Origin of the sequence: Cognatishimia sp. (assembly GCF_964229375.1) — a bacterium.
GTDB lineage: Bacteria > Pseudomonadota > Alphaproteobacteria > Rhodobacterales > Rhodobacteraceae > Cognatishimia.
Genome location: NZ_CAXREH010000039.1, coordinates 1 through 26,300, shown reverse-complemented (window position 1 = coordinate 26,300; position 26,300 = coordinate 1). Strand labels below are relative to the sequence as shown.

The 26,300-nt window shown below is 59.0% G+C and carries 27 protein-coding genes; 14 read left to right on the top strand and 13 right to left on the bottom strand.

Annotated features, from left to right (window positions below):
- Positions 1 to 41 precede the first annotated feature (41 nt).
- The 4 genes from ACEQWH_RS03105 to ACEQWH_RS03090 are packed head-to-tail and all read right to left on the bottom strand — an operon-like array spanning position 42 to position 3,926.
- Complete coding sequence (locus tag ACEQWH_RS03105) at positions 42 to 968, bottom strand: metal ABC transporter permease (RefSeq protein ID WP_370228236.1); 927 nt, start codon at positions 966 to 968, stop codon at positions 42 to 44.
- Entirely contained in the window at positions 965 to 2,167 is a 1,203-nt protein-coding gene (locus ACEQWH_RS03100) for a metal ABC transporter permease (RefSeq protein WP_370228234.1), read from the bottom strand. Before ACEQWH_RS03100 ends, ACEQWH_RS03105 begins: the two co-directional genes overlap by 4 nt.
- Positions 2,167 to 2,970 carry a metal ABC transporter ATP-binding protein gene (locus tag ACEQWH_RS03095; protein ID WP_370228232.1) on the bottom strand — a complete coding sequence of 268 codons (804 nt, stop codon included), beginning with the start codon at positions 2,968 to 2,970 and terminating at the stop codon, positions 2,167 to 2,169. The genes ACEQWH_RS03100 and ACEQWH_RS03095 overlap by 1 nt, the downstream gene beginning before the upstream one ends.
- A gap of 2 nt (positions 2,971 to 2,972) precedes the next feature.
- Positions 2,973 to 3,926 (bottom strand): metal ABC transporter solute-binding protein, Zn/Mn family, encoded by a 954-nt coding sequence (locus tag ACEQWH_RS03090; protein WP_370228231.1) that lies wholly within the window; start codon positions 3,924 to 3,926, stop codon positions 2,973 to 2,975.
- Between the two features lie 208 nt (positions 3,927 to 4,134).
- On the opposite strand from ACEQWH_RS03090, the gene deoC reads away from it, so the two are divergent.
- A complete protein-coding gene (gene deoC / locus ACEQWH_RS03085) occupies positions 4,135 to 5,127 on the top strand; it encodes a deoxyribose-phosphate aldolase (protein WP_370228229.1) in 993 nt (330 codons plus the stop codon).
- An 85-nt stretch (positions 5,128 to 5,212) separates the two neighbouring features.
- The gene (locus ACEQWH_RS03080; RefSeq protein ID WP_370228227.1) at positions 5,213 to 7,567 is read left to right on the top strand and encodes an aldehyde dehydrogenase family protein; all 2,355 of its coding nucleotides are present in this window, start codon (positions 5,213 to 5,215) and stop codon (positions 7,565 to 7,567) included.
- A 123-nt stretch (positions 7,568 to 7,690) separates the two neighbouring features.
- On the opposite strand, the gene ACEQWH_RS03075 is transcribed toward ACEQWH_RS03080, so the two are convergent.
- The 8 genes from ACEQWH_RS03075 to ACEQWH_RS03040 all read right to left on the bottom strand — a co-directional run bounded on the left by ACEQWH_RS03075 (position 7,691) and on the right by ACEQWH_RS03040 (position 16,747).
- Positions 7,691 to 8,986, bottom strand: a complete 1,296-nt coding sequence (locus tag ACEQWH_RS03075; protein ID WP_370228225.1) for a M16 family metallopeptidase — start codon at positions 8,984 to 8,986, stop codon at positions 7,691 to 7,693.
- On the bottom strand, positions 8,983 to 10,320 hold the full coding sequence (locus tag ACEQWH_RS03070; protein WP_370228223.1) for a M16 family metallopeptidase: 1,338 nt from the start codon (positions 10,318 to 10,320) through the stop codon (positions 8,983 to 8,985). Before ACEQWH_RS03070 ends, ACEQWH_RS03075 begins: the two co-directional genes overlap by 4 nt.
- Positions 10,321 to 10,403: 83 nt before the next feature.
- Positions 10,404 to 10,922, bottom strand: a complete 519-nt coding sequence (locus ACEQWH_RS03065) for a DUF3035 domain-containing protein (RefSeq protein WP_370228221.1) — start codon at positions 10,920 to 10,922, stop codon at positions 10,404 to 10,406.
- 51 nt (positions 10,923 to 10,973) lie between these two features.
- A complete protein-coding gene (gene lspA, locus ACEQWH_RS03060) occupies positions 10,974 to 11,444 on the bottom strand; it encodes a signal peptidase II (RefSeq protein WP_370228219.1) in 471 nt (156 codons plus the stop codon).
- Positions 11,445 to 11,473: 29 nt separating this feature from the next.
- Positions 11,474 to 13,063: a bifunctional phosphoribosylaminoimidazolecarboxamide formyltransferase/IMP cyclohydrolase gene (purH, locus tag ACEQWH_RS03055; RefSeq protein ID WP_370228217.1), complete on the bottom strand. Its 1,590-nt coding sequence runs from the start codon at positions 13,061 to 13,063 to the stop codon at positions 11,474 to 11,476.
- Positions 13,064 to 13,079: 16 nt separating this feature from the next.
- Positions 13,080 to 14,822: a heparinase II/III family protein gene (locus ACEQWH_RS03050; RefSeq protein WP_370228215.1), complete on the bottom strand. Its 1,743-nt coding sequence runs from the start codon at positions 14,820 to 14,822 to the stop codon at positions 13,080 to 13,082.
- A gap of 137 nt (positions 14,823 to 14,959) precedes the next feature.
- Positions 14,960 to 15,445 carry a flavodoxin family protein gene (locus ACEQWH_RS03045; protein WP_370228213.1) on the bottom strand — a complete coding sequence of 162 codons (486 nt, stop codon included), beginning with the start codon at positions 15,443 to 15,445 and terminating at the stop codon, positions 14,960 to 14,962.
- 33 nt (positions 15,446 to 15,478) lie between these two features.
- Positions 15,479 to 16,747 carry an RsmB/NOP family class I SAM-dependent RNA methyltransferase gene (locus ACEQWH_RS03040; RefSeq protein WP_370228211.1) on the bottom strand — a complete coding sequence of 423 codons (1,269 nt, stop codon included), beginning with the start codon at positions 16,745 to 16,747 and terminating at the stop codon, positions 15,479 to 15,481.
- Between the two features lie 90 nt (positions 16,748 to 16,837).
- On the opposite strand from ACEQWH_RS03040, the gene ACEQWH_RS03035 reads away from it, so the two are divergent.
- Together ACEQWH_RS03035 and ACEQWH_RS03030 are read left to right on the top strand one after the other, a co-directional pair.
- Positions 16,838 to 17,017, top strand: a complete 180-nt coding sequence (locus ACEQWH_RS03035) for a DUF1674 domain-containing protein (RefSeq protein WP_370228209.1) — start codon at positions 16,838 to 16,840, stop codon at positions 17,015 to 17,017.
- A 50-nt stretch (positions 17,018 to 17,067) separates the two neighbouring features.
- Positions 17,068 to 17,448 carry a DUF983 domain-containing protein gene (locus tag ACEQWH_RS03030; RefSeq protein ID WP_370228208.1) on the top strand — a complete coding sequence of 127 codons (381 nt, stop codon included), beginning with the start codon at positions 17,068 to 17,070 and terminating at the stop codon, positions 17,446 to 17,448.
- Here ACEQWH_RS03030 and dapB read toward each other — a convergent pair whose 3' ends face one another.
- The gene (gene dapB, locus ACEQWH_RS03025) at positions 17,449 to 18,258 is read right to left on the bottom strand and encodes a 4-hydroxy-tetrahydrodipicolinate reductase (protein ID WP_370228206.1); all 810 of its coding nucleotides are present in this window, start codon (positions 18,256 to 18,258) and stop codon (positions 17,449 to 17,451) included.
- Positions 18,259 to 18,342: 84 nt separating this feature from the next.
- On the opposite strand from dapB, the gene rbfA reads away from it, so the two are divergent.
- The 10 genes from rbfA to ACEQWH_RS02975 form a co-directional block, all read left to right on the top strand.
- Complete coding sequence (rbfA, locus tag ACEQWH_RS03020) at positions 18,343 to 18,735, top strand: 30S ribosome-binding factor RbfA (protein ID WP_370228204.1); 393 nt, start codon at positions 18,343 to 18,345, stop codon at positions 18,733 to 18,735.
- Complete coding sequence (locus ACEQWH_RS03015; protein WP_370228202.1) at positions 18,732 to 19,454, top strand: phosphodiester glycosidase family protein; 723 nt, start codon at positions 18,732 to 18,734, stop codon at positions 19,452 to 19,454. Before rbfA ends, ACEQWH_RS03015 begins: the two co-directional genes overlap by 4 nt.
- Positions 19,455 to 19,514: 60 nt before the next feature.
- Complete coding sequence (gene truB / locus ACEQWH_RS03010; protein ID WP_370228200.1) at positions 19,515 to 20,426, top strand: tRNA pseudouridine(55) synthase TruB; 912 nt, start codon at positions 19,515 to 19,517, stop codon at positions 20,424 to 20,426.
- Positions 20,423 to 20,932: a DUF1643 domain-containing protein gene (locus ACEQWH_RS03005; RefSeq protein ID WP_370228198.1), complete on the top strand. Its 510-nt coding sequence runs from the start codon at positions 20,423 to 20,425 to the stop codon at positions 20,930 to 20,932. The genes truB and ACEQWH_RS03005 overlap by 4 nt, the downstream gene beginning before the upstream one ends.
- A 24-nt stretch (positions 20,933 to 20,956) precedes the next feature.
- Positions 20,957 to 21,223: a DUF5665 domain-containing protein gene (locus tag ACEQWH_RS03000; protein WP_370228196.1), complete on the top strand. Its 267-nt coding sequence runs from the start codon at positions 20,957 to 20,959 to the stop codon at positions 21,221 to 21,223.
- A 91-nt stretch (positions 21,224 to 21,314) separates the two neighbouring features.
- The gene (locus ACEQWH_RS02995) at positions 21,315 to 22,226 is read left to right on the top strand and encodes a calcium-binding protein (protein WP_370228194.1); all 912 of its coding nucleotides are present in this window, start codon (positions 21,315 to 21,317) and stop codon (positions 22,224 to 22,226) included.
- 125 nt (positions 22,227 to 22,351) lie between these two features.
- On the top strand, positions 22,352 to 22,621 hold the full coding sequence (rpsO, locus tag ACEQWH_RS02990; RefSeq protein WP_370228192.1) for a 30S ribosomal protein S15: 270 nt from the start codon (positions 22,352 to 22,354) through the stop codon (positions 22,619 to 22,621).
- Between the two features lie 145 nt (positions 22,622 to 22,766).
- A complete protein-coding gene (locus ACEQWH_RS02985; RefSeq protein WP_370228190.1) occupies positions 22,767 to 23,969 on the top strand; it encodes a GTP-binding protein in 1,203 nt (400 codons plus the stop codon).
- A 164-nt stretch (positions 23,970 to 24,133) separates the two neighbouring features.
- Positions 24,134 to 24,847 (top strand): sterol desaturase family protein, encoded by a 714-nt coding sequence (locus ACEQWH_RS02980; RefSeq protein ID WP_370228188.1) that lies wholly within the window; start codon positions 24,134 to 24,136, stop codon positions 24,845 to 24,847.
- Between the two features lie 269 nt (positions 24,848 to 25,116).
- A partial coding sequence (locus tag ACEQWH_RS02975) for a polyribonucleotide nucleotidyltransferase (protein ID WP_370228186.1) occupies positions 25,117 to 26,300 on the top strand: 1,184 nt, incomplete at its 3' end.

Here is a 26,300-nt window from a genome sequence, read left to right as displayed (position 1 = left end):
AATCTAGCACGCCAAGCGGCGATTCTGCCAGCCCTTCCGGACTAAACACTGGGCGCGGAAGAGCGCGTCCTGCAGGGGCCGAAAACCGCTGCAAAAGCCAGCAAAACCCCAGATACCGTGGCGATCATACCCGCCGCTGACACCGCGTGAACAGCGCCAAACCACAATGGGCCATAGCCTGCAAAGACATATCCCAGAACAGCCGACAGCACCGCAAAGGCAACGCTCCATGCGATCTGCACTTCCAGCCGATTGGTCATCATGCGCGCCGCCGCAGGGGGGCAGATGAACATCGCGATCACGATAATGGACCCCACCGCGTCAAAGGCCGCAACAGCCGCCATCGCCGAGACCACGACCAGTCCCAATCCCAGCGCACCGGTGCGCACACCCACGGCTTCGGCGAAGCCGGGATCAAAGGTCGAAATTTTGAGGGGCCGCCACAAGACCCATATGAAAACAACCACGACGACCAAGGTCAAAGCCATTCGCGAAACCTCGTCAGGAAGACCCGCAAGCGCCGTAAGATCCAGCAAACTCGACCACCCGGTCGCGTCCAGCCAAATGAGGCTTTCCAGATTTCCAAACAGCGCGTGCTCGACATCCAGATGCACAGACGACGTGTCGCTTTGTTCCAGCAACAGAACACCCCCCGCAAACATGGCGGTAAAGACAACGCCCATCGCAGCCCCCGGCTCGATGCGCCCCAATCGCCGTATGCCCTCGATCAACCCGACAGCCACCAGCGCGGCGACAGCTGCGCCAATCATCATCGGCCAGGCCGAGACGACTCCGGTCACCAGAAAGGCCACGACAATACCGGGTAAGACAACGTGGCTTATTGCGTCGCCGATCAGGGCCTGACGGCGCAGCACAAGGAAATTCCCTGGCAGCGCACAGGCCACGGCCGCGAGCACGCCGATCACCAAGGGTGGGAGGCTGAGGGGAACAAATTCAGCGCCGCTCATGTCAGGCCCTCGGGCGCACCAAGCTTGGCGTCAACGTCGGCGATCTGATCGGCTGTCAGCACCGTTTCAAGCGCGCGCAACCCGTCATAGAGCGCCGCCGCGCCTTCTAGCGCCTGATCCGCGCGCACGATTTCCCACCGTTTTTCATCCAGCAAAGACTTTGCCGCCCGCGCGCGTCCATCATCTGTGACCACGCCATCCGCCGCGATCAGACCCTGCCGACGCAGAATGCGCATGGTGTATCGCTCGTAGATCGGTTGCCCCTGCGCCATCGCCAACAACCCTTGCCTCAAATGCACCCGCGCCTGAAATCTGCGGTGTCGCAGAACAGCCGCCAGAACGCCTCTGTTGGGTGCCAGCAAAAGGGACAGTGCAAACCCAGCAAAGCTGACCAGCACAATAATGGGGCCGGTGGGCACCGCTGGCACAACCGCGGACCACGCCGCGCCGATATAGGCCGCCAATCCGCCCGCCGCGCCGGAAATGATGACCATTGCATCCGTTCGGTCTGTCCAGAAACGCGCCGTAACGGGAGGGATAATCAGCATGGCAACGATCAGAATGAGGCCCACGATCTTTAGTCCGATCACGGTCACCGCCATGGCCAGCCCCATGATGGCCAGATCGATGCGCGCAACGTTGTGCCCTGTCGCGGCCGCGTATTCGGGGTCAAAGGAGACCAAAGTCATAGGCCTGCGCAACGCAACCACCAATGCCAGAGTGACAGCCCCACCAAGCGCGATCACCATGGCTTCGTTCCAGAGCATCCCGGCGGTCGAGCCCAGTAAGAACCCTTCAAGGCCAGCCTGACGCCCCGACGACATTGTCTGAATAACTGTCAGAAGCACGATGCCAAGCCCAAAAAACACCGACAAAATAGCCCCGATCGCCGCGTCTTCGGCCAGACGGGTGCGCCGGGTCAGCCAATTGACACACAACAGCCCGATCCAGGCCGAAACAGCAGAGCCAAGCAGCAACCCCAAAAGATTGCGCCCGTCGCCCCCCAACGTCACCATGATCATACAGGCCAGCCCGACGCCCGGCAAAGTGGCGTGGCTGATCGCATCGCTGACCAATGCCCGTTTCCGCAGAAACAAAAACGTGCCGGTCACGCCTGCCGCGATACCAAGGCAGGCCGCACCGATCATCACAAGCGTGGCGTTATAGCCAAGCTGAAGCGACACCGCCTGCCAGAACATCAGCCCGCAGCCAGTTCCAGCTGGTCAATCTGCGCCATCGCCAAACGGCCGCCATAGGTTTGATTCAGGTTTTCCGCGGTAAATGTCGACTCGACCGGACCTTCGGCCACTTTACGCGTGTTGATCAGGAAGATGTCGTCAAAATACTCCGCCACCGTCGCCAGATCGTGGTGCACTGCAACCACGGTTTTGCCCTCGGCCCGCAAGGATTTCAGAACCGAAATGATCGCCCGTTCGGTCGCGGCATCGACGCCGGCGAAAGGCTCGTCCAGCATGTAGAGATCCGCGCTCTGCGCCAACGCGCGCGCCAGAAATACGCGCTGTTGCTGCCCGCCAGACAGTTGGCCGATCTGACGCTCGGCAAAGTCGCGCATGCCGACACGATCCAGACATTCCATCGCCCGCGCCTGATGCCGTGCGCGAACGCGTCCCAGCAGGCCAAGCTCGCGTTGCAGACCCATAAGGACCACATCAATCACACGGGTAGGAAAATCCCAATCCACCGAGGCCCGTTGCGGCACATAGGCGATCCGGTGGCGCTGTGTTTTCAGCGGTTGGCCATAAACCAATGCCTTGCCAGCCAGTGGTGAAATGATGCCCAAAGCAGCCTTTAGCAGAGTCGATTTTCCGGCACCGTTTGGACCGACAATCGCGGTCATGCGGCCCTGCGTCAGCGTCATGTCGACGGAAAAAACCGCGGGCTTTTCGCCATAGGACACCGTCAATCCACGCACGGTCAAAGGCTTGCTCGCAAGATCCTCGGAAGCCGTCTTTCCATCCACAGAGGCCAACGCCATCACCATCTTTACGACCCCGCGCTCAGTTTGTTGTTCAACCCGCGCTCCGGAGCCGAGCCGCCCAGCGCATTGGTAATCACCGTCGCGTTGTGGTCGATCATGCCGATATAAGTGCCCTCATATGTGCCGTCGGCCCCCATCGCATCCGAATACAGCTCTCCGCCGATAGACACGGTGTGACCCTTGGCAGCAGCCCCTTCGATCACCGCGCGCATGGATCTGTCCGACACTGAGGTCTCGACAAAGACGGCGCGAATGTCGCGGGTGACCAAAAGATCTACCAATTGAGAAATCCGGTTCAATCCGGCCTCGGATTCGGTGGAAATGCCCTGAATGCCCAAGACGTCAAACCCGAAAGCGTCGCCAAAGTATCCAAAGGCATCATGCGCCGACAACAGCACCCGAGAGGTTTCAGGTACGGTCGCCAAGGATGCTGACGCGTAGTCACTCAGCCGCGCGATCTGTTCCAGATGGACAGCAGCGTTGGCGGCGAACAGATCTGCATGCTCTGGCTGTGTGGCGGTCAAAGCATCCTGAACCTGCACCACGATGCGCGCCCACAGATCAGGGTCCATCCAAACATGCGGGTCAAATTTGTTGTCATAGTCGTCATGCCCACGCAGCAAAGACGTATCCAGACCGGCAGCCACTTCGACCACGTTCCGCTTTTCTGCGAGGTCAGCGAAGAAAGCCTCCATCTGGGCTTCAAGATACAGCCCGTGCCACAGCACAAGATCAGCGCGAGTCATGGCGACGATGTCGGTCCGGGTTTGGCGATAGGCATGCGGGTCTACGCCCGGCCCCATCAGGCCCTGTACTTCGACCAGATCCCCCCCGACCTGCCGCGCAGCATCGGCGATCATGCCAGTGGTCGCGACCACTTTGATCGGGTCAGCCGCAAAAGCAGGCATGGCGATAAGGGCGAGAGCCGCAGACAAAAATGTACGCCGGAAGAATCGCATAGGGGTTCCTTTGAATTCAAATTGAATATGAGAACCATTCTCATCTTTGTCAATGCTATTGCGAATTATTCGCAACACACATCGCACAAATGCGTGTTCACAAATATTTTGACTTTATGGTCAAATAAGAAGCTGTCATTGGCTTCCCCTGACTTGAACTCTCAAACATCACATGAGAGTTTGCAGGGTAATTTACGAAGGACGAGTCATGGAATCTACGACCATCGAGACCGCGACCCACCAGTTGCCGCAGGCGATCGAGCCGCGCAATCCGGGTATGGAACTGGATTTGGACTGGGTACGGACAGTACAGGCCAATACCTCGGCGATTGAACGCCGCGCCGCCACTTTGCCTGGCCGGCGCTCTATAAAGAAAGATTTTCAGGCCGCGTGGCTGTGCCGCGCCGTGTCTTTGATCGATCTGACCACCCTGTCTGGCGACGATACCGAAGGCCGCGTCAAGCGCCTGTGCGCGAAAGCCAAACAGCCCGTCAGCCCGGCACTTTTGGATCAATTGGGTCTGCCTGATCTGACCACAGGTGCCGTCTGTGTGTATCACGACATGAGTGAAACAGCCGTGCGCGCTCTGGAAGGCACCGGCATGCCGGTGGCGGCGGTATCCACTGGCTTTCCCGCGGGCCTCTCGCCGTTCCATCTGCGGGTCGAGGAAATCCGCCAGTCGGTCGCCGCGGGCGCCGAGGAGATCGATATCGTTATCACCCGCCGTCACGTCCTGCAGGGCAACTGGCAGGCGCTTTATGACGAGATGAAAGCCTTCCGTGAGGCTTGCGGCGACGCGCACGTTAAAGCGATCCTCGCAACCGGAGAGCTTGGCACATTGCGCAACGTCGCACGTGCGTCGCTGGTTTGCATGATGGCTGGGGCCGATTTCATCAAGACCTCGACCGGCAAGGAAAGCGTCAATGCCACCCTGCCCGTGTCGCTGACAATGATCCGCGCGATCCGCGATTACTATGACCGCACCGGCTATCGCGTCGGCTATAAGCCAGCGGGCGGCATTTCGAAGGCCAAGGACGCCTTGGTCTATCTGGCGCTGATGAAAGACGAGTTGGGCGACCGCTGGCTTGAACCAGACCTGTTCCGGTTTGGCGCGTCATCACTGTTGGGTGACATTGAACGTCAGCTCGAACACCACCTGACCGGCGCGTATTCTGCCGGCTACCGCCACGCAATGGGATAACGCCCGACCAGGGTTTCCAAGAAATTCCGCACCGCGATCTGCCACAGAACGCGTGTCCGACCGGATCACAGGAAAGAACACACATATGACCGTAAAAGAGATCTTTGAGAGCATGGATTACGGCCCCGCCCCAGAAAGCGCAGGCGACGCTCTGGCGTGGCTCGTGGACCAGGGCGCATCCTTCGGCCATTTCATCAACGGCGAGTTCACTGAACCCAAAGCTGATTTTCAAACCAAAAACCCTGCAACGGGCGAAGTCCTTGCCGACCTGAGCCAAGCCAGCGCAGACGACGTCGACGCAGCGGTCTCTGCCGCGCGGGCGGCCTTCCCGGAATGGTCCGGTATGTCCAGCCACCACCGTGCGCGCTATCTCTATGCCATTGCGCGCCTGCTGCAAAAACACAGCCGCCTGTTCGCGGTTCTGGAAACACTGGACAACGGCAAACCGATCCGCGAAAGCCGCGATATCGATATCCCGCTGGTGCAGCGTCACTTCTATTATCACGCAGGTATGGCGCAGCTGATGGCGTCCGAGCTGCCAGACCGCGAGGCCCTTGGGGTCTGCGGGCAGATCATCCCGTGGAACTTCCCGCTGTTGATGCTGGCGTGGAAAGTGGCGCCTGCTTTGGCGATGGGCAACACTGTTGTGCTGAAGCCTGCCGAATACACGTCGCTGACGGCGATCCTGTTTGCGGACATCTGCCGCCAAGCGGGTCTGCCAAAAGGTGTCGTGAACATCGTAACAGGCGATGGCGCGGTTGGGGAACAGATCGTCGGGCACGACGACATAAACAAAATCGCATTTACCGGATCGACCTCTGTCGGCCGCAGAATCCGCGAAGCCACCGCCGGCAGCGGCAAGGCACTGACCCTCGAGCTGGGCGGCAAGTCGCCCTATATCGTGTTTGACGATGCCGACATCGACAGCGCAATCGAAGGCCTTGTGGACGCAATCTGGTTCAATCAGGGCCAAGTGTGCTGTGCGGGATCGCGCCTGTTGGTGCAAGAGGGCATCGCAGACAAGTTCTACACCAAACTGAAAGCCCGCATGGCGACGCTGCGCATCGGCGATCCGCTGGACAAGTGCATTGATGTGGGGGCCATTGTCGATCCGGTTCAGCTGGATACGATTTCGTCGATGGTCTCGGCCAACACGGCAGGTGAAACCTATCACGCACCTTGCGATTTGCCCGAAGGCGGATGTTTCTATCCTCCAACCCTGATCACCGGGCTCGCATCGTCTGACTTGCTAATGCAGGAAGAGATCTTTGGGCCAGTGCTGTGTTCCATGACATTCCGCACGCCAGCCGAGGCAATCGAAATCGCCAACAACACGCGCTATGGCCTGGCCGCGACGCTTTGGACAGAGAACGTCAACCTTGCGCTGGACATCGCACCAAAGCTTGCCGCGGGCGTGGTTTGGGTCAACGCGACCAACCTGTTTGACGCGGCCGCCGGCTTTGGCGGGATCCGCGAGAGTGGCTTTGGCCGCGAAGGTGGCTGGGAAGGTCTGACCGCCTATACCAAGCCAAAAGCAGACGCGGCCGCGCTTGAGCGAATCGAAGCATTTGCAGGCGACGCGGCGGAATTGGGAAGCGTGGATCCTCTGGATCGCACACCCAAGCTCTATATCGGTGGTAAACAGGCACGTCCTGACGGCGGATATTCGCAGAACATCTATGGCCCCGACGGTCAACTGCTGGGGCAATCCCCAATCGCCAACCGCAAAGACGTCCGCAACGCGGTTGAAGCGGCGGCAAGCGCCAAAGCGTGGTCAAAAACCACGGGCCACCTGCGCGCACAGATCCTGTACTATATTGCAGAAAATCTGGCGGCCCGTTCCGATGAGTTCGCAGCCCGCATCGACGCACTGACTGGCGGCGACGGCGGCGCGGTGGAAGTGGACGTCACGATCTCGCGCCTGTTCACCTATGCGGCTTGGGCTGACAAATTTGACGGGCAGGCACATAACGTGCCGATCCGCGGTGTCGCGCTGGCGATGCGCGAACCGGTTGGTGTGATCGGCGCGATTTGCCCGGACGATACGCCTTTGCTGGGTCTGGTGTCCCTGATGGCTCCGGCCATCGCTATGGGCAACCGCGTGGTTCTTACAGCGTCTGAGGCCTTCCCACTGGTAGCGCTGGATTTCTATCAGATTCTGGAAACCTCTGATGTGCCTGCGGGCGTGGTGAACATTCTGACCGGGGCGCACGCTGAACTGGCAGGCACGCTGGCGGACCACCTGAACCTGGATGCGATCTGGAGCTTCTCGTCGTCGGATCTGTCCGGTGCAATCGAGGCCAAGAGCGCGGCGAACCTGAAGCGCACATGGGTCAACAACGGACAAGACCGTGACTGGATGGGCGACGCAGGTGAAGGACGCACATTCCTTGAGGCGGCCACCGAAGTTAAGAACATCTGGGTGCCTTACGGCGAATAAGCCCCCAGACAGTGCAAGACACAGAAAACCCGGCACAAGGCCGGGTTTTTTAATGCGCAGGACTGGTCACAAAAAAGCCCCGCCCAATCTCGGGGCGAGGCTCTATTACGAGTCGCTGATCGCTTAGCCCTGAGGCTGACCGACAATGACAAAGTGCAGATCTTCGGGGCGCATCAACCGTGCCGCGACGCGTTTGATGTCTTCAAGCGTCACCGCCCGAACCTTGTCGTTGCGCCCGGCGATATAGTCGATGCCCAGATCATCCATCTGCATTCCAACCAGAATGTTGGCAATCGCCGCATTGCCGTCAAAGCGCAGCGGGTAAGCACCTGTCAGATAGGCTTTGGCCGCCTCCAGCTCTTTCGGAGTTGGGCCTTCAGCGGCCATGCGCGCCCATTCCGCACGCACCACATCGACAGCCTGCATCACGCGATCATTGGCAGAGGCCACAGATCCCAGATACAGCTCGGCCTGATCCATCGAGATCAGATATGTCCCGATGCCATAGGTCAGGCCACGCTTTTCGCGGACTTCTTCCATCAGGCGATTGTCAAAACCACCGCTGCCCATGATCGTGTTCAGAATGAACGCCGCAAAGAAGTCAGGATCGTCGCGGGTGATCCCTTCGTGGCCAAACAGCGCCACAGATTGAGGGGTCGCAAAATCCACCACGGTCTGACCACCTGCCAGATTAAAGTCGGCAGGGCCCGCATAGGCGGCACCGGTTTCCGGCAGACCAGCCAGCAAGCTGTCCAACAGCGCGCCAAGCTCTTCGGCGGTGATGTCGCCAACCGCGGAAACATAAATGCGATCCAGCGCCAATGCACCCTGATGCGCAGCAACGATGTCATCGCGCGTCAGCGCCGACACGCTTTCTTCGGTGCCGTCCATTGACGATCCATAGGGGTGATCGCCAAACGCCAGCGCGTCAAACTTGGCCGACGCAATGCGGTTCGGGTCTTTTGCGTCCGAGCGAATGCCGGTCAGAACCTGCTCGCGCACACGGTCAATCGAGACCTGATCAAAGCGCGGCTCCACCACGGATTTGCGGAACAAGGCAATGGCCTCATCGCGGTTCTCGGTCAGGAACCTTGCCGACAACGCGATGGATTCATCAAAGGCGCGATAGCCAAACTGCGCGGCAAGCTCTTCGGTGGCGCGCGCAAAGTCACGTGCATCCATATCGCCTGTGCCTTCTTCGAGCAGACCAACCATCAGGTTGGTTGCACCGCGCTTGCCCGGCAGATCCAACGTCCCGCCGCCGCGAAACCGAAGCTCCAGCGCCACAAAGGGAATAGAGTGCTCTTCCACCAGCCAGGCCGTGATCCCGCCAGGGCTGACAACCTCTTGAATTTCAATCTCGGCGCGCGCAGGCAGCGCGGCAAAGACCATCATAAATCCCAATACAAAGCGGATCATTGGGTCACCTCCTCAACGGGCTTTCGCAACCAGCCGGTTACAGAGTTTTCTACTTTGAACACACGCGTTGCTGCCGCAACAATGTCGTCTCCAGTGATCGATTGCAGGATGTCGGGCCAGTCCTGAACGTCCTGAATGGTAAGCCCGCTGGTCAGCGCGCGCCCATAGCGGTTGCCAACTGCATCCGCATCATCCCGCGCATAGATTTGCGATGCACGCAGCTGCATTTTGATGCGGGCCAGATGGTCTTCGTCGACACCATCCTGAATGAACTGGCGCACCGAGGCATCCATGGCGTCTTCGGCCTCTTGCAGGCTGACCCCTTCGGACGGAACAATCACCAGTCCAAAGGTCGTGTCATCCAGTGAGGTGCCACCATAAAAGGCCGAGGCATAAACTGCCTGTTTGCTGCCAAATTGCAGATCACGTGGCAGAACCGCTGTCGGGCCATCACCCAGAATCGCGGCCAACAAGGTCAATGCCGCCGCTTCTTTCTGATCACCTGCATCGCGTTCCGGTGCCAGATAGGTCCGGGTCACATACTCCTGCGCAACCCGCGCATCGCGATAGACCATCCGGCGCTCGGACAGTTGCGGAGGCTCTTCGGTGCGCTGACGTGGTTTCAGATTAGGGTTCGCGGGGATAACACCATAGTATTTATCCGCAAGCGCGCGCACGTCCTCGGGCTGCACATCGCCCGCAACGATCAGGATCGCGTTGTTGGGGGCGTAATACTCTTTGTAAAAGGCCAGCGCGTCGTCCATGTCCAGCGTTTCCATCTCGTGACGCCAGCCAATGATAGGCACGCCATAGCGATGGTTCATATACTGCGCGGCCATGCGCTGTTCGCGAAACAGGGCACCGGCACTGTTTTCTGTGCGTTGGTTGCGCTCCTCGATGATAACGTCACGCTCTGTGATGATGTCATTTTCGGTCAGACGCAGATTGACCATGCGGTCACTTTCCATCTGCATCATCAACTCTAGCCGATCCGCCGCCACGCGCTGGAAATAGGCGGTATAGTCATAACTGGTAAAGGCATTGTCCTGCCCACCCTGCGCGGTGACAATTTCAGAGAACTCGCCCGGGGCCAGATTCTCTGTTTGCTTGAACATCAGATGTTCCAAGAAATGCGCGATGCCCGAGGTGCCCGCGGGTTCATCAGCAGACCCCGCCTTGTACCACACCATATGCATCACAACCGGGGCACGGTGATCTTCGACCACCACAACCTGCATTCCATTGTCTAGGGTGAAATCAGTCACCGCTTCCTGAGCGCGGGCCGGAAGCGCTGCCATTACGGTAAGCCCGGCCAGTAAGATCATGCGCCGCATGCGCTCTCTCCTCTGTCGTTTGAAGAGATAGTTACGCCGCAGACGGCATGCTTCAACCGGTTTTACGCGATTGTGAGCGAAGATTACTGAGGTGGGGTCGGTGCCGTCGGCGTTTTCACGCCTGCGCGACGCCAACGGGCCAGCTCGCGATACGCATTCAGATGAAAGCGGCTGTAGATCTCGTTGTAGCGATCGTTGGAGCCAAGGCGCCAGGACACAAAACGGTTAAACTGACCGCGAATGGCCTCGTCATCCTGAGCAAGCTGCGCGCGGATATTGGGGGACGTCCCATTGCGCGACGCATAGCTGACCAGAGCGCTGTCGGTTGCAGGAAACGACGTGCCCGACGCGGTGGTCACGCGGTTGCCACCCAAAGCTGCGGCCCCTTCGGCCAATGGATCAACGTCTGCAAGGTTCGTGCCACCCGGTGTCGGCTCTGGCAGGCTGGCATAGCTGCTTGGCGCGGACAGTTCTTTAGTCGGAAGAATCGCGAATTCGTCTGGACCTTCGTCGCCAGAAGACAGGACACGAATGCCCTTTTCATTGGCACATCCGGCCAAGACCAGAACCAAACCCAAGATGAGTGCGCGCGTACCGCCCATTCAAACGTCTCCTGTCGTTTCGCCTATGCTTAACGGATCGAGTCCGATCCGTCACGCCTGCTTTTGCGCACCGCCCCAAAAAGCCAAGCCGAGTGCGCCTGCGAACACAGAGATGTCTGCGACGTTAAAGGCATAAGGGTTATCAAAGCCACAGCAGCTCATGTTCAGAAAGTCTGCAACGGCCCCGTAAACAAAGCGATCCACCACATTGCCCAGCGCGCCGCCGATCAAAAGGCCAGCAGAGACCAGTCCTTTTAGTCCGGGGCGATCCCGCCAGATCCAATACAGCACAAAAAAGCAGATTGTCAGCGCAACAAAGATCAATGCCCAGCGTGCGACATCACTGTTGCCAGCCAACAGGCCAAAGTTCACGCCCGTGTTCCAGGCCATATGCAGATTAAGAAAGGGCGGCCAGACTTCGATGCGCGTGATGCGATCAAGGTCCAGCACATGAACCACATAGAATTTCGAGACCTGATCCAGCAGGAAGACCCAAAATCCGATCCAGAAAACCAGCCGCATGCGCCGCCCCTTAAATTTGCGTTCCGCCCTTAGTGGCGGAAGTGGCGCATACCTGTAAAGACCATTGCAAGCCCAGCTTCGTCAGCGGCGGCAATCACCTCATTGTCGCGCATGGATCCGCCGGGCTGAATGACACATGTGCCGCCCGCAGCAGCAGCCTCAAGCAGACCGTCTGCAAATGGGAAGAACGCGTCAGACGCAACCGCCGACCCTTTGGCCAGGCTTTCGTCCAGACCCAGTTCCGCTGCCATGCGCTCAGCCTTGGCCGCCGCAACATTCGCACTGTCCAGACGGCTCATCTGACCGGCCCCAACGCCAACGGTGGCGCCGTTTTTGACATAGACGATCGCGTTGGATTTCACATGTTTCGCGACCTTCCATGCAAATTGCAGGTCAGCCATCTGCTCGGCGCTTGGTGCCTTTTTGGTCACGACCTTCAGCTCGTCTTCGGCAACAGAGCCCACGTCTTTGTCCTGAACAAGCATACCGCCCGCGACCTGTTTATAGGCCATGATCGGTTTCTTCGGATCAGGCAGCCCGTCGGTCAGCAGCAGACGCAGGTTCTTTTTGGCGGCGAAGATCTTTTTCGCTTCGTCAGACGCGCCTGGCGCGATAACCACCTCGGTGAAAATCTCGACGATTTTGCTGGCGGTCTCTGCGTCCAGAGGTTGGTTCAACGCAACGATGCCGCCAAAAGCAGAGGTGCGGTCGCAGTCAAACGCCTTTTGATACGCTTCGACCAACGTGCCGCCTACAGCCACGCCACAGGGGTTCGCGTGTTTGATGATCGCACAGGCCGGACTATTCTCTGGCGCGAATTCTGCGACCAGCTCGAAGGCGGCGTCTGTGTCATTGATGTTGTTGTAAGACAGCTCTTTGCCCTGCAACTGCTGGGCTGTCGCCACACCGGGGCGACCCGACCCGTCTGTGTAGAACGCGGCTTTCTGGTGGCTGTTTTCACCATACCGCAGCGTCTGCACCAGCTCGCCTGCGACAGCGCGACGGCGTGGCGTTTCGTTGCCAATTGCATCTGCCATCCAATTGCTGACAGCCGCGTCATAGGCCCCAGTGCGCGCATAGGCGATCTGAGCAAGGGTTTTGCGGAACGCCAGTGTTGTTTGACCTGCGTTCGCGTCCAGCTCGGCCAGCAGACCGTCATAGTCCTGAACATCCACCACGACGGTCACATCACCGTGGTTCTTCGCCGCCGCGCGGATCATTGCAGGGCCGCCGATGTCGATGTTTTCGATGCAGGTCTCATAGTCGCCGCCTGCCGCGACCGTTGCTTCAAACGGGTAAAGGTTCACCACCAAAAGATCGATCGGCGCAATGCCATGTTCATCCATCGCGGCCACATGCTCGGCGTTTTCGCGCAAGGCCAACAGCCCGCCGTGCACTTTCGGGTGCAGTGTTTTCACACGCCCGTCCATCATTTCAGGAAATCCCGTGACCTCGGCCACGTCTTTGACCTGAAGACCCGCGTCGCGCAAAGCCTTGGCAGAGCCACCGGTCGACAAGAGTTCAACACCCCGATCACTCAGCGCCTTTCCGAGCTCGATCAGCCCCGTCTTGTCAGATACAGAAATCAGGGCGCGGCGGATCGGCGTCAGGTCGGTCATCGGTTTTGGGGTCCATTCAATGGGTCAGGTCAAGCTCTTCCCGGTGAAGATCCCTAATCGCCATTGCAGAGTCCTGCGCCTTGGCCAGAGACCACCGGATGCGCGTCGCATACTCCATCGCGACCCCAGATAAAACTATCTGTTTGGCCGCACGCGGCTTTAATCGGCCTTTTTCCAAGTAAACAGAGGGTTCCAGCGTCAGATGTGCCGCTGAATCATGCCTGAAGATCCAGATTTCGCCGCTTTTCAATGCAACCGAGACCGCAGACCCGCCCATATCGATTTCGGCATTGGCGTCCGGATGCAGATGGAATCGCGCTTGATAGGGGATGCCCTGCAACTTTTTCGCGTCCATCACCCGATCAAACTGGCGCTTGGAATTGTCCTCTAGCGCCAGCAGCAAGTCCTCACCGGCAAGACCGCGCCCGTCAAACGTCAGCTCTAGCGTGCGGGCGTGAGTCAGGCCATGCGTGGCAACGAACCCGTCATGGCCACCCTCAAAACGGATCCCGTCTGACGCAGGGCTCATTTCAATCGGCACCTCTTGCGGGGCATCGATCAATTGCTCGTCGCGCCATCCTCGGCCGCTCTCGCCCAGCCGCGCGGAACTGAAGCCGTCCAAGGCCACTGTAGAATGGCTGGGAGTCGCACGCCCAGCACGACGCCAATCCTCGCCAAAGCTGACGCCTGATCCGCAATTCACGATGACAGGCCGTCGCCCGCTGGTCATTTCAAAGGCCAGCGTCGAGGCATGTGCATTCTGAGATTCTTCGCCGACCGTTGGCGTGCTGGCATCCACAATCACCGATGTGCGTCCACCGGAAAGTCGCGCAAAGCCCATCGCCAAGCCATCTGCCTGCCGGGTTTTGACGTCACTTGCGGCCAGGGCCGTATCCAACCGCCCTTCCAGCCCGCGTCCGCCGCCATGAAACCGCGCCAGACCGCCATCCGAATGGCGCAAGGTCCGCAGGGTTGGGGCGATGCGTTCGATGGCCACGCGATGCGCCTCGGACAGAGGCTGATCTGCGTCTTGCAGCGCAGCGCTGGCCCATGTCAGCAAGGTGAAAACTTCGAGCAGTTCTTCAGGATTGCGCGAGGGCATCCCACCTTCGGCATCAATCCTAGCCTGACATTCACGACCCAACGCCTTAATCGCGGGTTTGACATGTTTGCCCATGCCCTCGAGCGCAAGGCCAGCATAGATCAGGCCGGTCAGCGCCTCAAACCGCTGCAAGCCCGGCTGCGCTTTGTGCCAGCGGCGCGACAGAAAAATCGTCTGCTGCGCAAGAGAGCGGTAAAATCTGGTCTGTTGATCTTTGTCCTGACGCTGCAACAACAACATCGCGTGGTTGATCCAGCGGATCAGGCGCCGCCCTGTCAGTTCCGGGGTCCAACCCGGCCCCTCGCCCTTGCCGTAACGGTCGATCCAGCGCCATACCCACAACTGCGCTTTCTCGCGGCAGGGGGTGTCTGAGACCGCTGCAAAATCGTCCAGCCAGGCAAACCCATGCAAGTCTTCTTCGAACTCAGGGTCCGGCGCGTCCAGATCCCAAATCGATGTATCCGGTGCCACCACAAGATGGCCTGCAAACAGGAAATTGCCGGCCAGCAACTGCCGACCCTTGGCGAAAACACCAATGGTGCGCGGCTCTGGCGTAGAGGTAAACGCAGTCGCAGGCCGAGCACGCGTGCTCAGCCGGGCGTGAAATCGGTGCATCGCCCGCGTGTATCGCGCGCTCAGACTATCCGGATTGAACATCTCGATCTGCCTCTACGCTCTTTGGCGTTTGCACCAGAGTGTACTCCTGTCATTCGTCAAAGTCACCTTGATTTGCATTACGGCATCTTGGCAAATTCTCTGTTAACGCAGACCGACCTTCAAACCGGCCAACGGTTTCAAAAAACGCCCATCGCCAGACCAGCACCAAAGGCCGCACCAAGATCCCGACACGGGGCCAGTTGGTCCTTTGAAAGTGACTTTGGTGCCAGAATTGCTTCGGGTGTCTGCGCGTTCGTGTTCACAATGATCGGCTCTTGCACTTGGCGCAAGCGCAGGCCAGTGGCAATGCGCGACATTTGGCGCACGGCGTTCTCACCATCGCTACCTGCGCAAACCATCAGACTATAGGCACGCCCCTCTATGCGCCCCAGCAAAGGGTAATAAGAGCGGTCAAAAAACTCTTTCATCTCGCCAGTGATCGCGGCCAGGTTTTCCGGACAGCAGAAAATGACCCCCTGAGCCGCCAAAAGATCCGCAGGCTGCGCATCGCCTGCGCCCAGCAGCTGTGCGTCGCATTCCTCTGACGCCGCCTCAAAAGCTGCGCGCGCCATCGCCTCGGCACCGCCGGTCCGGGAATGATAAATGATCAAAAGCTTGCTCATGGCCCGCACCCTAGCGTGCAGGGCCATGTGGCTCTAGTCCTTGCGGATACAGACGATGTAAAATCCGTCCATGCCGCCGTGATCGGCCCAGAAATCCGGACGCAGCCGCAGGCCACCCTCTTCGGTGCGCCAGGCTGGATCGACCCCTTCGATGTCCAGCGCGCTGGCATCCACACGCAAGCCGTCGTGACGCCCCAGCAGATCGTCGATCTGCGCCTCGCCTTCGTCGGGCAACAGCGAGCAGGTGCAATAGACCAAGCGGCCCCCGGGTTTCAAAAGATGCACCGCATGGTCCAGCATTTGCGCCTGAATGTTGAAAAGATCAAAAAAGTCGCTGCCATCTTTGGCATGCGGCAGGTCGGGGTGACGTCGAATCGTTCCCGTGGCCGAACACGGCGCGTCCAGAAGGATCGCGTCCCAGCTGCCCTCTTCTTCCAACGCATCGCCAACCACCAACTCGGCGTCCAGTTTGGTGCGCTTTAGGTTTTCGGCGACCCGCGCCATGCGCGACTCGCTTGTGTCAACCGCGCGTACTTTCGCGCCAGAGGCCGCGATCTGCATGGTTTTACCACCGGGGGCAGCGCAGAGTTCCAAGACGGCTTCGCCCGCCTGCGGTGCCAGCACTTTAACAGGAATCGCAGCCGCTGCGTCCTGCACCCACCATGTGCCCTTTTTGAACCCAGGCAAGGCCGAGACCTGTCCGGCCTCTGTGACGCGCACGGACCCTGTGGGCAATAGCGCACCCTCCATGGCGCGCTGCAATGCGCCTTGATCGGACTTGGCGGTCATATCAAGCGCGGCCCCGGCGAAATGCGCCTCTTCCATCGCGGCGACGATATCGGGGCTATAGGCCTCAACCAGCGGTCCACGCAGCCATTTTGGCAAACGGGGCGTCCGCAGGGTCGGATAGACCTCGGCCCCATTGGCGGCGACTTTGCGCAACACCGCGTTCACAAGACCCTTCATGGATGCATGACGCTTGTTGCGGGCCACGATTTCCACGAAAGAGTTCACGATCCCATGGGCCGCCCCCCCCATGCAAAGCTCGTAAGCGCCGATCCGCAGGGCATTGCGCACGGTGATCGGCGGGTATTTTTGCAGGTGTTTCTGCAAAATGCGATCAAGTCGCTCGAGGCCCCGCAGAGTTTCCGTCGCCAAACGCTGCGCCGTGGCGCGGTCTGCCGGGTCCAGACGCTCAAGCGCCCCGCCTCCGATGGCTTCGGACAGCAGGCGTCCTTCGCCCAAAACCTGATCCAGCAGAAAAACTGCGGCGCGACGCGCGGGCAGACCGGCTTGAGGCATGCGGGACTCCTTGTCTCACTTGTGAAGAGGTGCCGCGGGCGTATATCAGTGGTGTCGCGGGAAAGAAACCCCGCCTAAGGAGCGCATAAGATGTCTGAGTCCGACAAGAAAGACCTGCCCCCTGCAGCCCAGCGCGCACTGGCCGAAGCCGAAAGCCGCCGCAAGGCCGCCGAAGAACTGGCGCTTGCGCCGGAACTGGGAGGTCGGGATGGACCAGAGCCTGTGCGCTATGGCGATTGGGAAAAAAAGGGCATCGCCGTCGATTTTTAAGGATCAAGCAGGGGCGCTGCCCCTGACCCCGGGATATTTGGAGCAAGAGAATGAGTGACGTGTCTGTAAGTGATCCAAACGAGCGTCCGTTGATGCCGTCCATTGTGAAGGGGCTGCAGTGCCGCTGCCCGAACTGCGGCAAGGGCCGGTTGCTGCACAGCTATCTGAAGGTGGTGGACAGCTGTTCAGAGTGCGGCGAAGACTATAGCCATCAGCGTGCCGACGACGGCCCCGCCTATCTGACCATTCTGGTGGTTGGGCATGTGATTATCTTTTTCCTCACCACCATGTGGGAATACATGCGCCCGTCACCGCTGACCTTGGCCATCACCATGTGTAGCCTTGCCGCGGTTGTCGCGCTGTTGGTGCTGCCGCGGTTCAAAGGTATGATCGTGGCCTGGCAATGGGCCAAGCGGATGCATGGGTTCTGATCAGAGCCCAAGCACGTCGAGCATATCGTATTGGCCAGGCATTTTGTCCTGACCCCAGAGCGCGGCTTTTAGTGCGCCGCGCGCAAAGATCGACCGGTCCGTTGCCATATGACGCAGGATGATCCGTTCGCCTGCGGCTGCAAACAAAACATCATGTTCTCCAACGATGTCGCCGCCACGGATTGCGGTGAAGCCGATGTCGCCCTTTTTGCGCGCGCCGGTGATGCCATCGCGACCAGAATCACGCACGTCGTTCACGGACACGCCGCGACCCTGGGCCGCCGCTTCGCCCAGCATCAGGGCTGTTCCAGAGGGCGCGTCCACCTTGTGGTGGTGGTGGGATTCGATGATCTCGATGTCAAAATCGTCATCCAGAGCTGCCGCGACTTTTTTGGTGAGCTGCGTCAGCAGGTTGACGCCAAGGCTCATGTTGCCTGCGCGCACGATCACCGCGTGATGGCTGGCAGGTTCCAGCGCGGCGATTTCGTCGTCGGTCATGCCGGTTGTACCAATCACATGCACCGCGCGGGCCTGCGCCGCCAGTTTCGAGAAGTCAATGGTCGCCGCTGGCGCGGTGAAATCAATGACGGCCTGCGCTTTGGCAAAGGCTTCCAAGGGTTTGTCGGTCACGGTCACCCCGATCGCCGCGCCGCCCATGGCAACGCCGACATCTTGGCCGACCCAATCGTGGCCCTCGCGCTCGATGGCGCCAACAAGACGGGCCTTGTCGCTGTCCAGCACCGTTTTGATCAGCATTTGGCCCATGCGACCTGATGCTCCGGTGATGACAATGCCTGGCAGCTCTTCCATATCCGTCTCCTTTGGGCTATCCGCCTGCCCTTACCTTATAAGCCCTCGCTTGGCAAAGCCCCTGAAAGGACATAAATCAGTCATATGGGAAAGAACAAGTTCCACGACGGCCCCGGCCCTTCACAACGTCAGCTTCGCGTCGGCGAACTGATCCGCCGCACCCTGTCTGAAGTTCTGCAGCGCGGGGATATTCATGATCCTGACCTGAACCGTATGTCGATCACGGTCGGCGAAGTGCGCACCAGCCCGGATCTTAAAATCGCAACGGCCTATGTGTTGCCTTTGGGTGGCAAGGGACAAGAGAATGTCCTGAAGCTCTTGGCGGCCAACAAGGCCGAGCTGCGCCGTATTGTGGGAAAGAAACTGGGCCTAAAATTCACGCCCGACCTGCGATTCCAACTGGATCAGACCTTTGATCAGATGGATGACACCCGCCGGATGCTGAACCTTGATAACGTGAAACGCGATATCGAATGAGGCTCGTTGCGGCCCTCATAGCGCTTTTGCTGCCGGGGATGGCCTCGGCCGTGACCTGTGAGAATGCCCGCTATGAAGGCAACCGTTATACGATTTGCACTGTTAGACCGGCCGAGGAAAATCTGCGTCTGTTTTTGCGCGATGAGGCCGGCAATATCTTGGGGCAGTTTTCTTCGATCGAAGCCGCGCTGCCTGACGGCCAAACTCTGAGCTTTGGCATGAACGCGGGGATGTATCATCTGGATCGTCGTCCGGTCGGCCTGTATCTGGAGAATGGCGCGCGGGAGTCCCGGCTTTACCCGAATTCCGGACCCGGCAACTTTGGCCTCGTCCCCAATGGTGTGTTTTGCATCCGTGGCGCGCGCGCTGATGTGATCGAAAGCCTGACCTATCAAGCCGATACACCTGAGTGCACCTATGCCACCCAGTCAGGGCCGATGCTGGTGATAGACGGTGATCTGCACCCAAGGTTTCTGCCAGACAGCACCTCGAAATTCATTCGCAACGGCGTAGGGACGTCGGCCGACGGTAAGACGGCGATCTTTGTGAAATCCGAGAATTCGGTGAATTTCCACGAATTTGCGCGCTTTTTCCGGGACATATTGGAACTGCCGCAAGCGCTGTATTTTGATGGCAAAGTCAGCCGGATCCATGCGGCGGATCTGGATCGCTCGGACCCCGGGTTCTGGATGGGTCCGATTGTCGGCGTTGTCGAGTAACCGTTGACGCGCGCGCGAGATTTCCCTATCCGGCGCTTTCGGTAATTTCAGAGGTCAAATATGGCGCGTAAACGCAAAGGTCGGGATATTTCAGGCTGGCTTGTGGTGGACAAACCTGCGGGCATGACCTCGACGGCTGTGGTCAACAAAGTGCGCTGGGCGCTGGCCGCAAAAAAGGCAGGGCATGCGGGCACGCTGGATCCGGACGCAACCGGCGTTCTGGCGGTAGCACTGGGCGAGGCCACAAAGACCGTGCCGTATATCACGGACAGCCTTAAGGCCTATACGTTTACAGTGACTCTGGGGGCTGCGACCAACACGGATGATGCCGAGGGCGAGATTATTGCAACTGCGGACACACGCCCGTCTGATGACGAGATCAAGGCAGCCTTGGGCCAGTTCGTCGGCGACATCATGCAGGTGCCGCCAAAGTTCTCTGCTGTGAAAATCGATGGCGAGCGCGCATATAAACTGGCGCGCGAGGACGCAGAGTTTGAAATCGCGGCGCGTCCTCTGTGGGTCGCAGAGCTGGTCATGACCGATCGCGAAGCCGCAGATCACGTAACGCTGGAAATGACATGCGGCAAGGGTGGCTACGTGCGCTCGATTGCGCGGGATCTGGGCGAGGCGCTGGGCTGTTTGGGACACGTGCGCGAGCTGCGCCGGATCTGGTCTGGCCCGTTCACCGCCGAAGATGCGATTTCGGTCGAGCAGATCGACGCTATGGCCAAATCGCCGGAACTGGACAGCTATCTGCGCCCGTTAGAACAGGGGCTTGCCGATATCGCCGAGGTGAAAGCCACGCCCGAAGGCGCGGTGCGGTTGCGCAATGGCAACCCGGGTATGGTGATTGCAAGCGATGTCGATTACGGCGAGCCCTGTTGGGCCAGCCTTGACGGTGAACCTGTCGCTGTGGGCGTGTTCAAAGCGGGCGAATTGCACCCTTCGCGGGTCTTCGTCCTGCCGGAATGATCTCTCGGACCCATCAAAAAGACGACGCGGCCTCGACCGCTGTCTATTCACCATGCGAAACCTATCGCTATGCCTTGACACGTGTTTGGGATGAGGCGGGCCAAAAAGTCGCCTTCATCATGCTTAATCCTTCAAAAGCAACAGAGATTCAGAACGACCCGACCATCGAACGCTGCGAGCGGCGCGCGCGCGCCCTTGGGTTTGGTGGCTTTCGGGCCGTGAATATCTTTGCCTTGCGCGAAACCGATCCACAAAAGATGCGCCGCCACATAGACCCCGAAGGCCCTGATAACACTGCGTTTATTGCCGAGGCTTGTGACTGGGCTGACACGGTCATCGCCGCCTGGGGCGCGCATGGCGATCATCTGGATCAAGGGTTTAAGATCAGAGACCTCTTGGCGAAACGGGCGCAGACGGTCCATAGTTTCGGACAAACCAAAGCCGGCCATCCGCGCCATCCCCTCTATATCGCCTATCGCCAGAAGCCGGAAATCTGGTCGATATAGCGCATTGATTAGAAAGAGATTTTCATGGACCCCGTCACGAAAGAGTCGCTTCAAAGGCTGACAGCCGAGGTCGAAAAACTTAACCAGCACCGTTTTATTCGCGTCCACAACTCTATCTGGCGCATGATGATGTTCCAACTTGGCCGCGGACTGGCCTTTGGCCTTGGCTCTGTGCTGGGTGCCACCATCGTCGTGTCTATTTTAGCCTGGTTTATCAGTCAGATAGAGTTCATTCCGCTGATTGGAAACTGGGCGTCGGAAATCTTGCAACAGATCGAAGCATCTCGGTAGAGCGCGTTAACCAGTTAACGACGACTCCAAACACTCCTGTAGAGCGAAGGCCGACTGCCCTAGGCTGGTCCCGCTTTTTCAGGAGAAACCGATGTGGGCTTTTGCAACACTGCTGGGCATAGCCGCCCTTGGCGCGGCGCTGTGGGATACCGGCGCTGATCCCGAGGACGGCGTCGATGATGACCACGACGAAGCCCCTCCGGTTGGCGATCAAATTTTACCCGGATCAGATATTGCAGATTTCATCGAGGGGGGTGACGGCAACGATCAGCTGAACGGGTACGGCGGGGCCGACACGTTGATCGGCAATGACGGCGACGATGTCCTGATCGGCCAAGACGGCAACGACCTTGCCCTTGGGGGCAAAGGCGCGGATCGCCTTGAGGGCAACGACGGGCGCGACACGCTTAAGGGCGGAGAGGGCGCCGATCTGTTGCTTGGTGGGCTGGACGACGACTGGCTTGTCGGCAACGAAGGGGCTGATACGCTTTTTGGCGGCTTGGGCAATGACCTCTTGTCAGGCGGCGATGGGGTAGACTTTATTTCTGGCAATCACGGCGATGATACGCTTATCGGCGGGCTTGGAGCCGATGATTTTTCGGGCGGTTCGGGGCATGACCTTTTGGTCGGCACCGTTTTGGCAGAGGATGGGATCGACCGGGATGCCGCAGACACGTTGGTCGGAGGTCAGGGCAACGACACCATGATCGCAGGCGCCGCCGACCTGCTGGAAGGGCTAGGCGGCGCAGATCAAGCAATTGTCAGCCATTGGAACGCCGGTGGCAATGCGGCGGTTTGGAATGATTTTGACCCTGCCGAGGACTCCATCGCCTTTTATGACAAGACTGGCGCGCTGGACCCAGCACGACTGGACATTGTGCCTGACGACACGGACCCCTCTATCGGTCTGGTTGAACTGGACGGCGAGGTCATCCTGACGGTACATGGCGGCGGCGGCCTGACGGCCAGCGACATCCGGATCATAGACAGCCTGCCCCAGTAGGCTCTTTCCTTTTGCAGCCAAACCGCCTATACGCGCGCAGTCGCGTGGAATCATGCGGCACTCCATAGGACCCTGCTGGACGACATCCCGGCTTGCGCCCTGAACCCTTAGACTAGGAGACCCCGATGTCGATTACTGTCGAAGAAAAAGCACGCGTCATGAAAGACTTCGCAACCAAAGAGGGCGACACCGGTTCGCCTGAAGTACAGGTTGCTATCCTTTCCTCACGCATCGCGACCCTGACCGAGCACTTCAAAACCCACAAGAAAGACAACCACGGCCGCCGTGGTCTTTTGAAAATGGTTGCTCAGCGCCGTAAGCTGCTGGACTACCTGAAGGGCAAAGACGAAGCGCGTTACGCTGACCTGATCAAGCGTCTGGGCCTGCGTCGCTAAGACAATCCAAAACTTGGATACACGAACCCCCGAGCGCCATCGCCCGGGGGTTTTTTCGTTCCGCCGCTTTCTGTCTTGCACCAGATTGCTGCGCGTGTTTAATACGGCGCTAACGTTACGTTATAACTTAACATGTGGTACCCCAATGACCGATACGAGACTTCCCGTCACCGTACTCTCCGGTTTTCTAGGCGCTGGAAAAACGACCCTCTTGAACCGAGTTCTTAACAACCGCGATGGCCTGAAAGTGGCAGTGATCGTCAACGACATGTCCGAGGTAAACATCGACGCAGACTTACTGCGCGAAGGCGGCGCAGAACTCAGCCAAACCGACGAAACCCTCGTTGAAATGTCAAACGGCTGCATTTGCTGCACCCTGCGCGATGACCTTCTGGAAGAGGTGCGCCGTCTGGCCGAAGAAGCACGGTTTGACTATCTGCTGATCGAATCCACCGGCATTTCCGAACCACTTCCTGTCGCCGCCACGTTCGAGTTCCGCGACGAAGACGGCCAAAGCCTTGATGACCTTGCGCGTCTGGACACGATGGTCACCGTCGTGGACGCGGTGAACCTTTTGAACGACTACTCCAGCCATGACCTCTTGGCCGATCGCGGCGAAACCATGGGCGAAGAGGACGAGCGCACGCTGGTCCATTTGCTGACCGACCAGATCGAGTTTGCCGACGTGGTCATCCTGAACAAAGTCCAAGACACCAGCCCGCAAAACGTGGATGCTGCCCTCAAGATCATTCGCAGCCTAAATGGCGATGCAAAGATCATCCAAACCAGCCACAGCGTGGTCGCCCCCAGCGAGATCCTCGACACCAAGCTCTTTGATTTCGAAAAGGCACACGAACACCCGATGTGGGCCAAGGAACTCTACGGCTTTGAAGACCACACGCCCGAGACCGAAGAATATGGCATCACCTCTTACGTCTATCGCGCCCGCGCGCCCTTTGATCCCGTTAAAATCCACGCTTTCCTGAACGGAGACCTGCCCGGCGTGATCCGCGCCAAAGGGCATTTCTGGCTGGCAACCCGCCCAGATTGGGTCGCCGAATTCTCGCTGGCTGGCGCGCTTTCGTCGGTGTCCCCATTGGGCACATGGTGGGCCTCGGTGCCGGAAGATCGCTGGCCAGATCACCAGCAAGCCCGCGATTACCTAAAATCGCATTGGGCAGAGCCCTTTGGCGACCGTCGCCAAGAGCTGGTCTTTATCGGATCTGGGATCGACTGGTCCTGGATGAAAGCGCAGATGGACGCCTGTCTGGTCGAAGACGCGACGCTGGAAAACCTGGAACACTACCCCTACGAAAACGATCCTTTCCCGCTGTGGCGGCGCAGCTAATCTGACAAACGGGGCATGGCGGCCGGTCGCCCTGCCCCGCGCGCCCGCCGGATGTCTGGAAAAGGGCGCGCCACACATGTGCCGAAAACGGGCAAGTTGACGCCATGTCAGATTTGACCCCCGGCGCCAATCTCAGTCATTCTCCGCACATCTGGAGGACCGACATGAAACAAGCTCTGAACGTATTGATCCATATGGGCAGCCTGCACCGGCTGGCTCCGCTATGGCTCTTTGGTGTTGTTTTGATGATTGTCTTCCCCAGCTGGTGGGTCATCCCCGCGCTGGCCTATGGCGCAGTTCTGCAGTTCTTTGTGGAATACATCATGCACCGCTTCCTCTATCACAGAGAGCCGCCGACCGATCAGGGTGTCTTCAACGACCTTTACCGATCCCACATCGCACACCATGAATTCCCGACCGATGCCGAATATTTCACGGGCGACGATCACTGGTATGCCGTGCGCTTTGGCCTGGTCTCTGTTGCGATCCATGCGGTGATCCTGTGGCCATTCCTTGGCCTGACCTCGGCGCTCTACTTTGCAACGATCATTTTGTTCGTCGGCTCTGTCTCTGCCTTCACATTCTATGAATATTGCCACACGCTGGCGCATCTGAACGTAAAGAAAGGCTGGTTTGGCCAACGCGTCACCCGCAAACACATGGCGCACCACTATCAGGACCACCACGCAACATTTCACGTGAGCCTCGGCATGGAATGGATCGACCGCCTGTTTGGCACAGCCCACGACCGCGACGCGGCACGAGAACGCTTTGATCGCGAAACCATGCTGTCCTTGGGCATGGATCCCGAAGACTTACGCCTGGTCACCGCCCGCAAAGCCTATGGAATCACGCGCATGCCCGGCGAAAAAGCGTGACCGATCACTTGGGGCGTCTCTAGAGCCTCCCGCCCTTTCTCTTGCATCAAATATCCCGGGGTGAATTGGCGCCAGCCAAGAGGGGCAGCGCCCCTTTCACTCCGCTCTTTCCAAAACCAATAAAATCAGCTATGCGCGGGCCTATCTGAGACGTGACGCCTGTGGCCCCGGGCGCGTGCAAGAGGATGAGGGGTCGGTGGCAATGGGGCCACCCTTAAAAACAGGAGACCCGGGAGGGCCCGGGAGTGCTCCGACTTAGGAAACGATAGATGTTTAACGAATCTAAGAAATCTATGCAGTGGGGCGAAGAGACCCTCACTCTGGAAACGGGCAAGGTTGCCCGTCAGGCTGATGGCTGCGTGATCGCCACTCTGGGCGAAACTTCGGTCATGGCCGCGGTGACATTTGCAAAAGCACCGAAGCCAGGTCAGGACTTCTTTCCGCTGACCGTTCACTACCAAGAAAAATACTACGCGGCCGGTAAAGTCCCAGGTGGCTTCTTTAAGCGCGAAGCGCGCCCGACCGAGAAAGAAACCCTGACAGCACGGCTGATCGACCGTCCGATCCGCCCGCTGTTTGTCGAAGGCTTCAAGCACGAAGTCCTCGTGATGTGTACCGTTCTGTCCCACGATCTGGTCAATGACCCAGATATGGTAGCGATGATCGCAGCAAGCGCGGCGCTGACCATCTCTGGCGTTCCATTCATGGGCCCAATTGGTGCAGCACGTGTTGGCTTCGTCGACGGCGAATACGTTCTGAACCCAGAAATCGACGACATGGACGAGCTGCGCACCAAGCCAGATCAGCGTCTGGACCTGGTTGTTGCGGGCACCAAAGACGCCGTGATGATGGTGGAGTCCGAGGCATATGAACTGACCGAAGCAGAAATGCTGGGTGCGGTGAAATTTGCCCACGACGCGTTCCAGCCAGTAATCGACCTGATCATCGATCTGGCCGAAGACGCCGCAAAAGAGCCATTTGACTTCCAGGCACCTGACTATTCTGACCTCTATGCTGCCGTTAAGGCCGCTGGCGAAGATCAGATGCGCGCAGCCTTCGCTATCACTGACAAGCAGGAACGTACCTCGGCGGTATCTGCGGCACGCGATGCTGTCAAAGCAGCTCTGAGCGAAGAGCAACTTGAGGACGCGAACCTCGGCTCTGCGATGAAAAAGCTCGAAGCCAGCATCCTGCGCGGCGACGTTGTGAAAACCGGCAAGCGCATCGACGGTCGTGACACCACAACCGTGCGTGCGATCGAAAGCCAGGTTGGCCTGCTGCCACGCACCCACGGGTCTGCGTTGTTCACACGTGGCGAAACTCAGGGTCTGGTCGTGACCACTCTGGGCACCGGCGACGACGAGCAGATCATCGACGCGCTGCACGGCAACTTCCGCTCCAACTTCCTGCTGCACTATAACTTCCCACCCTACTCCGTGGGCGAAGCAGGTCG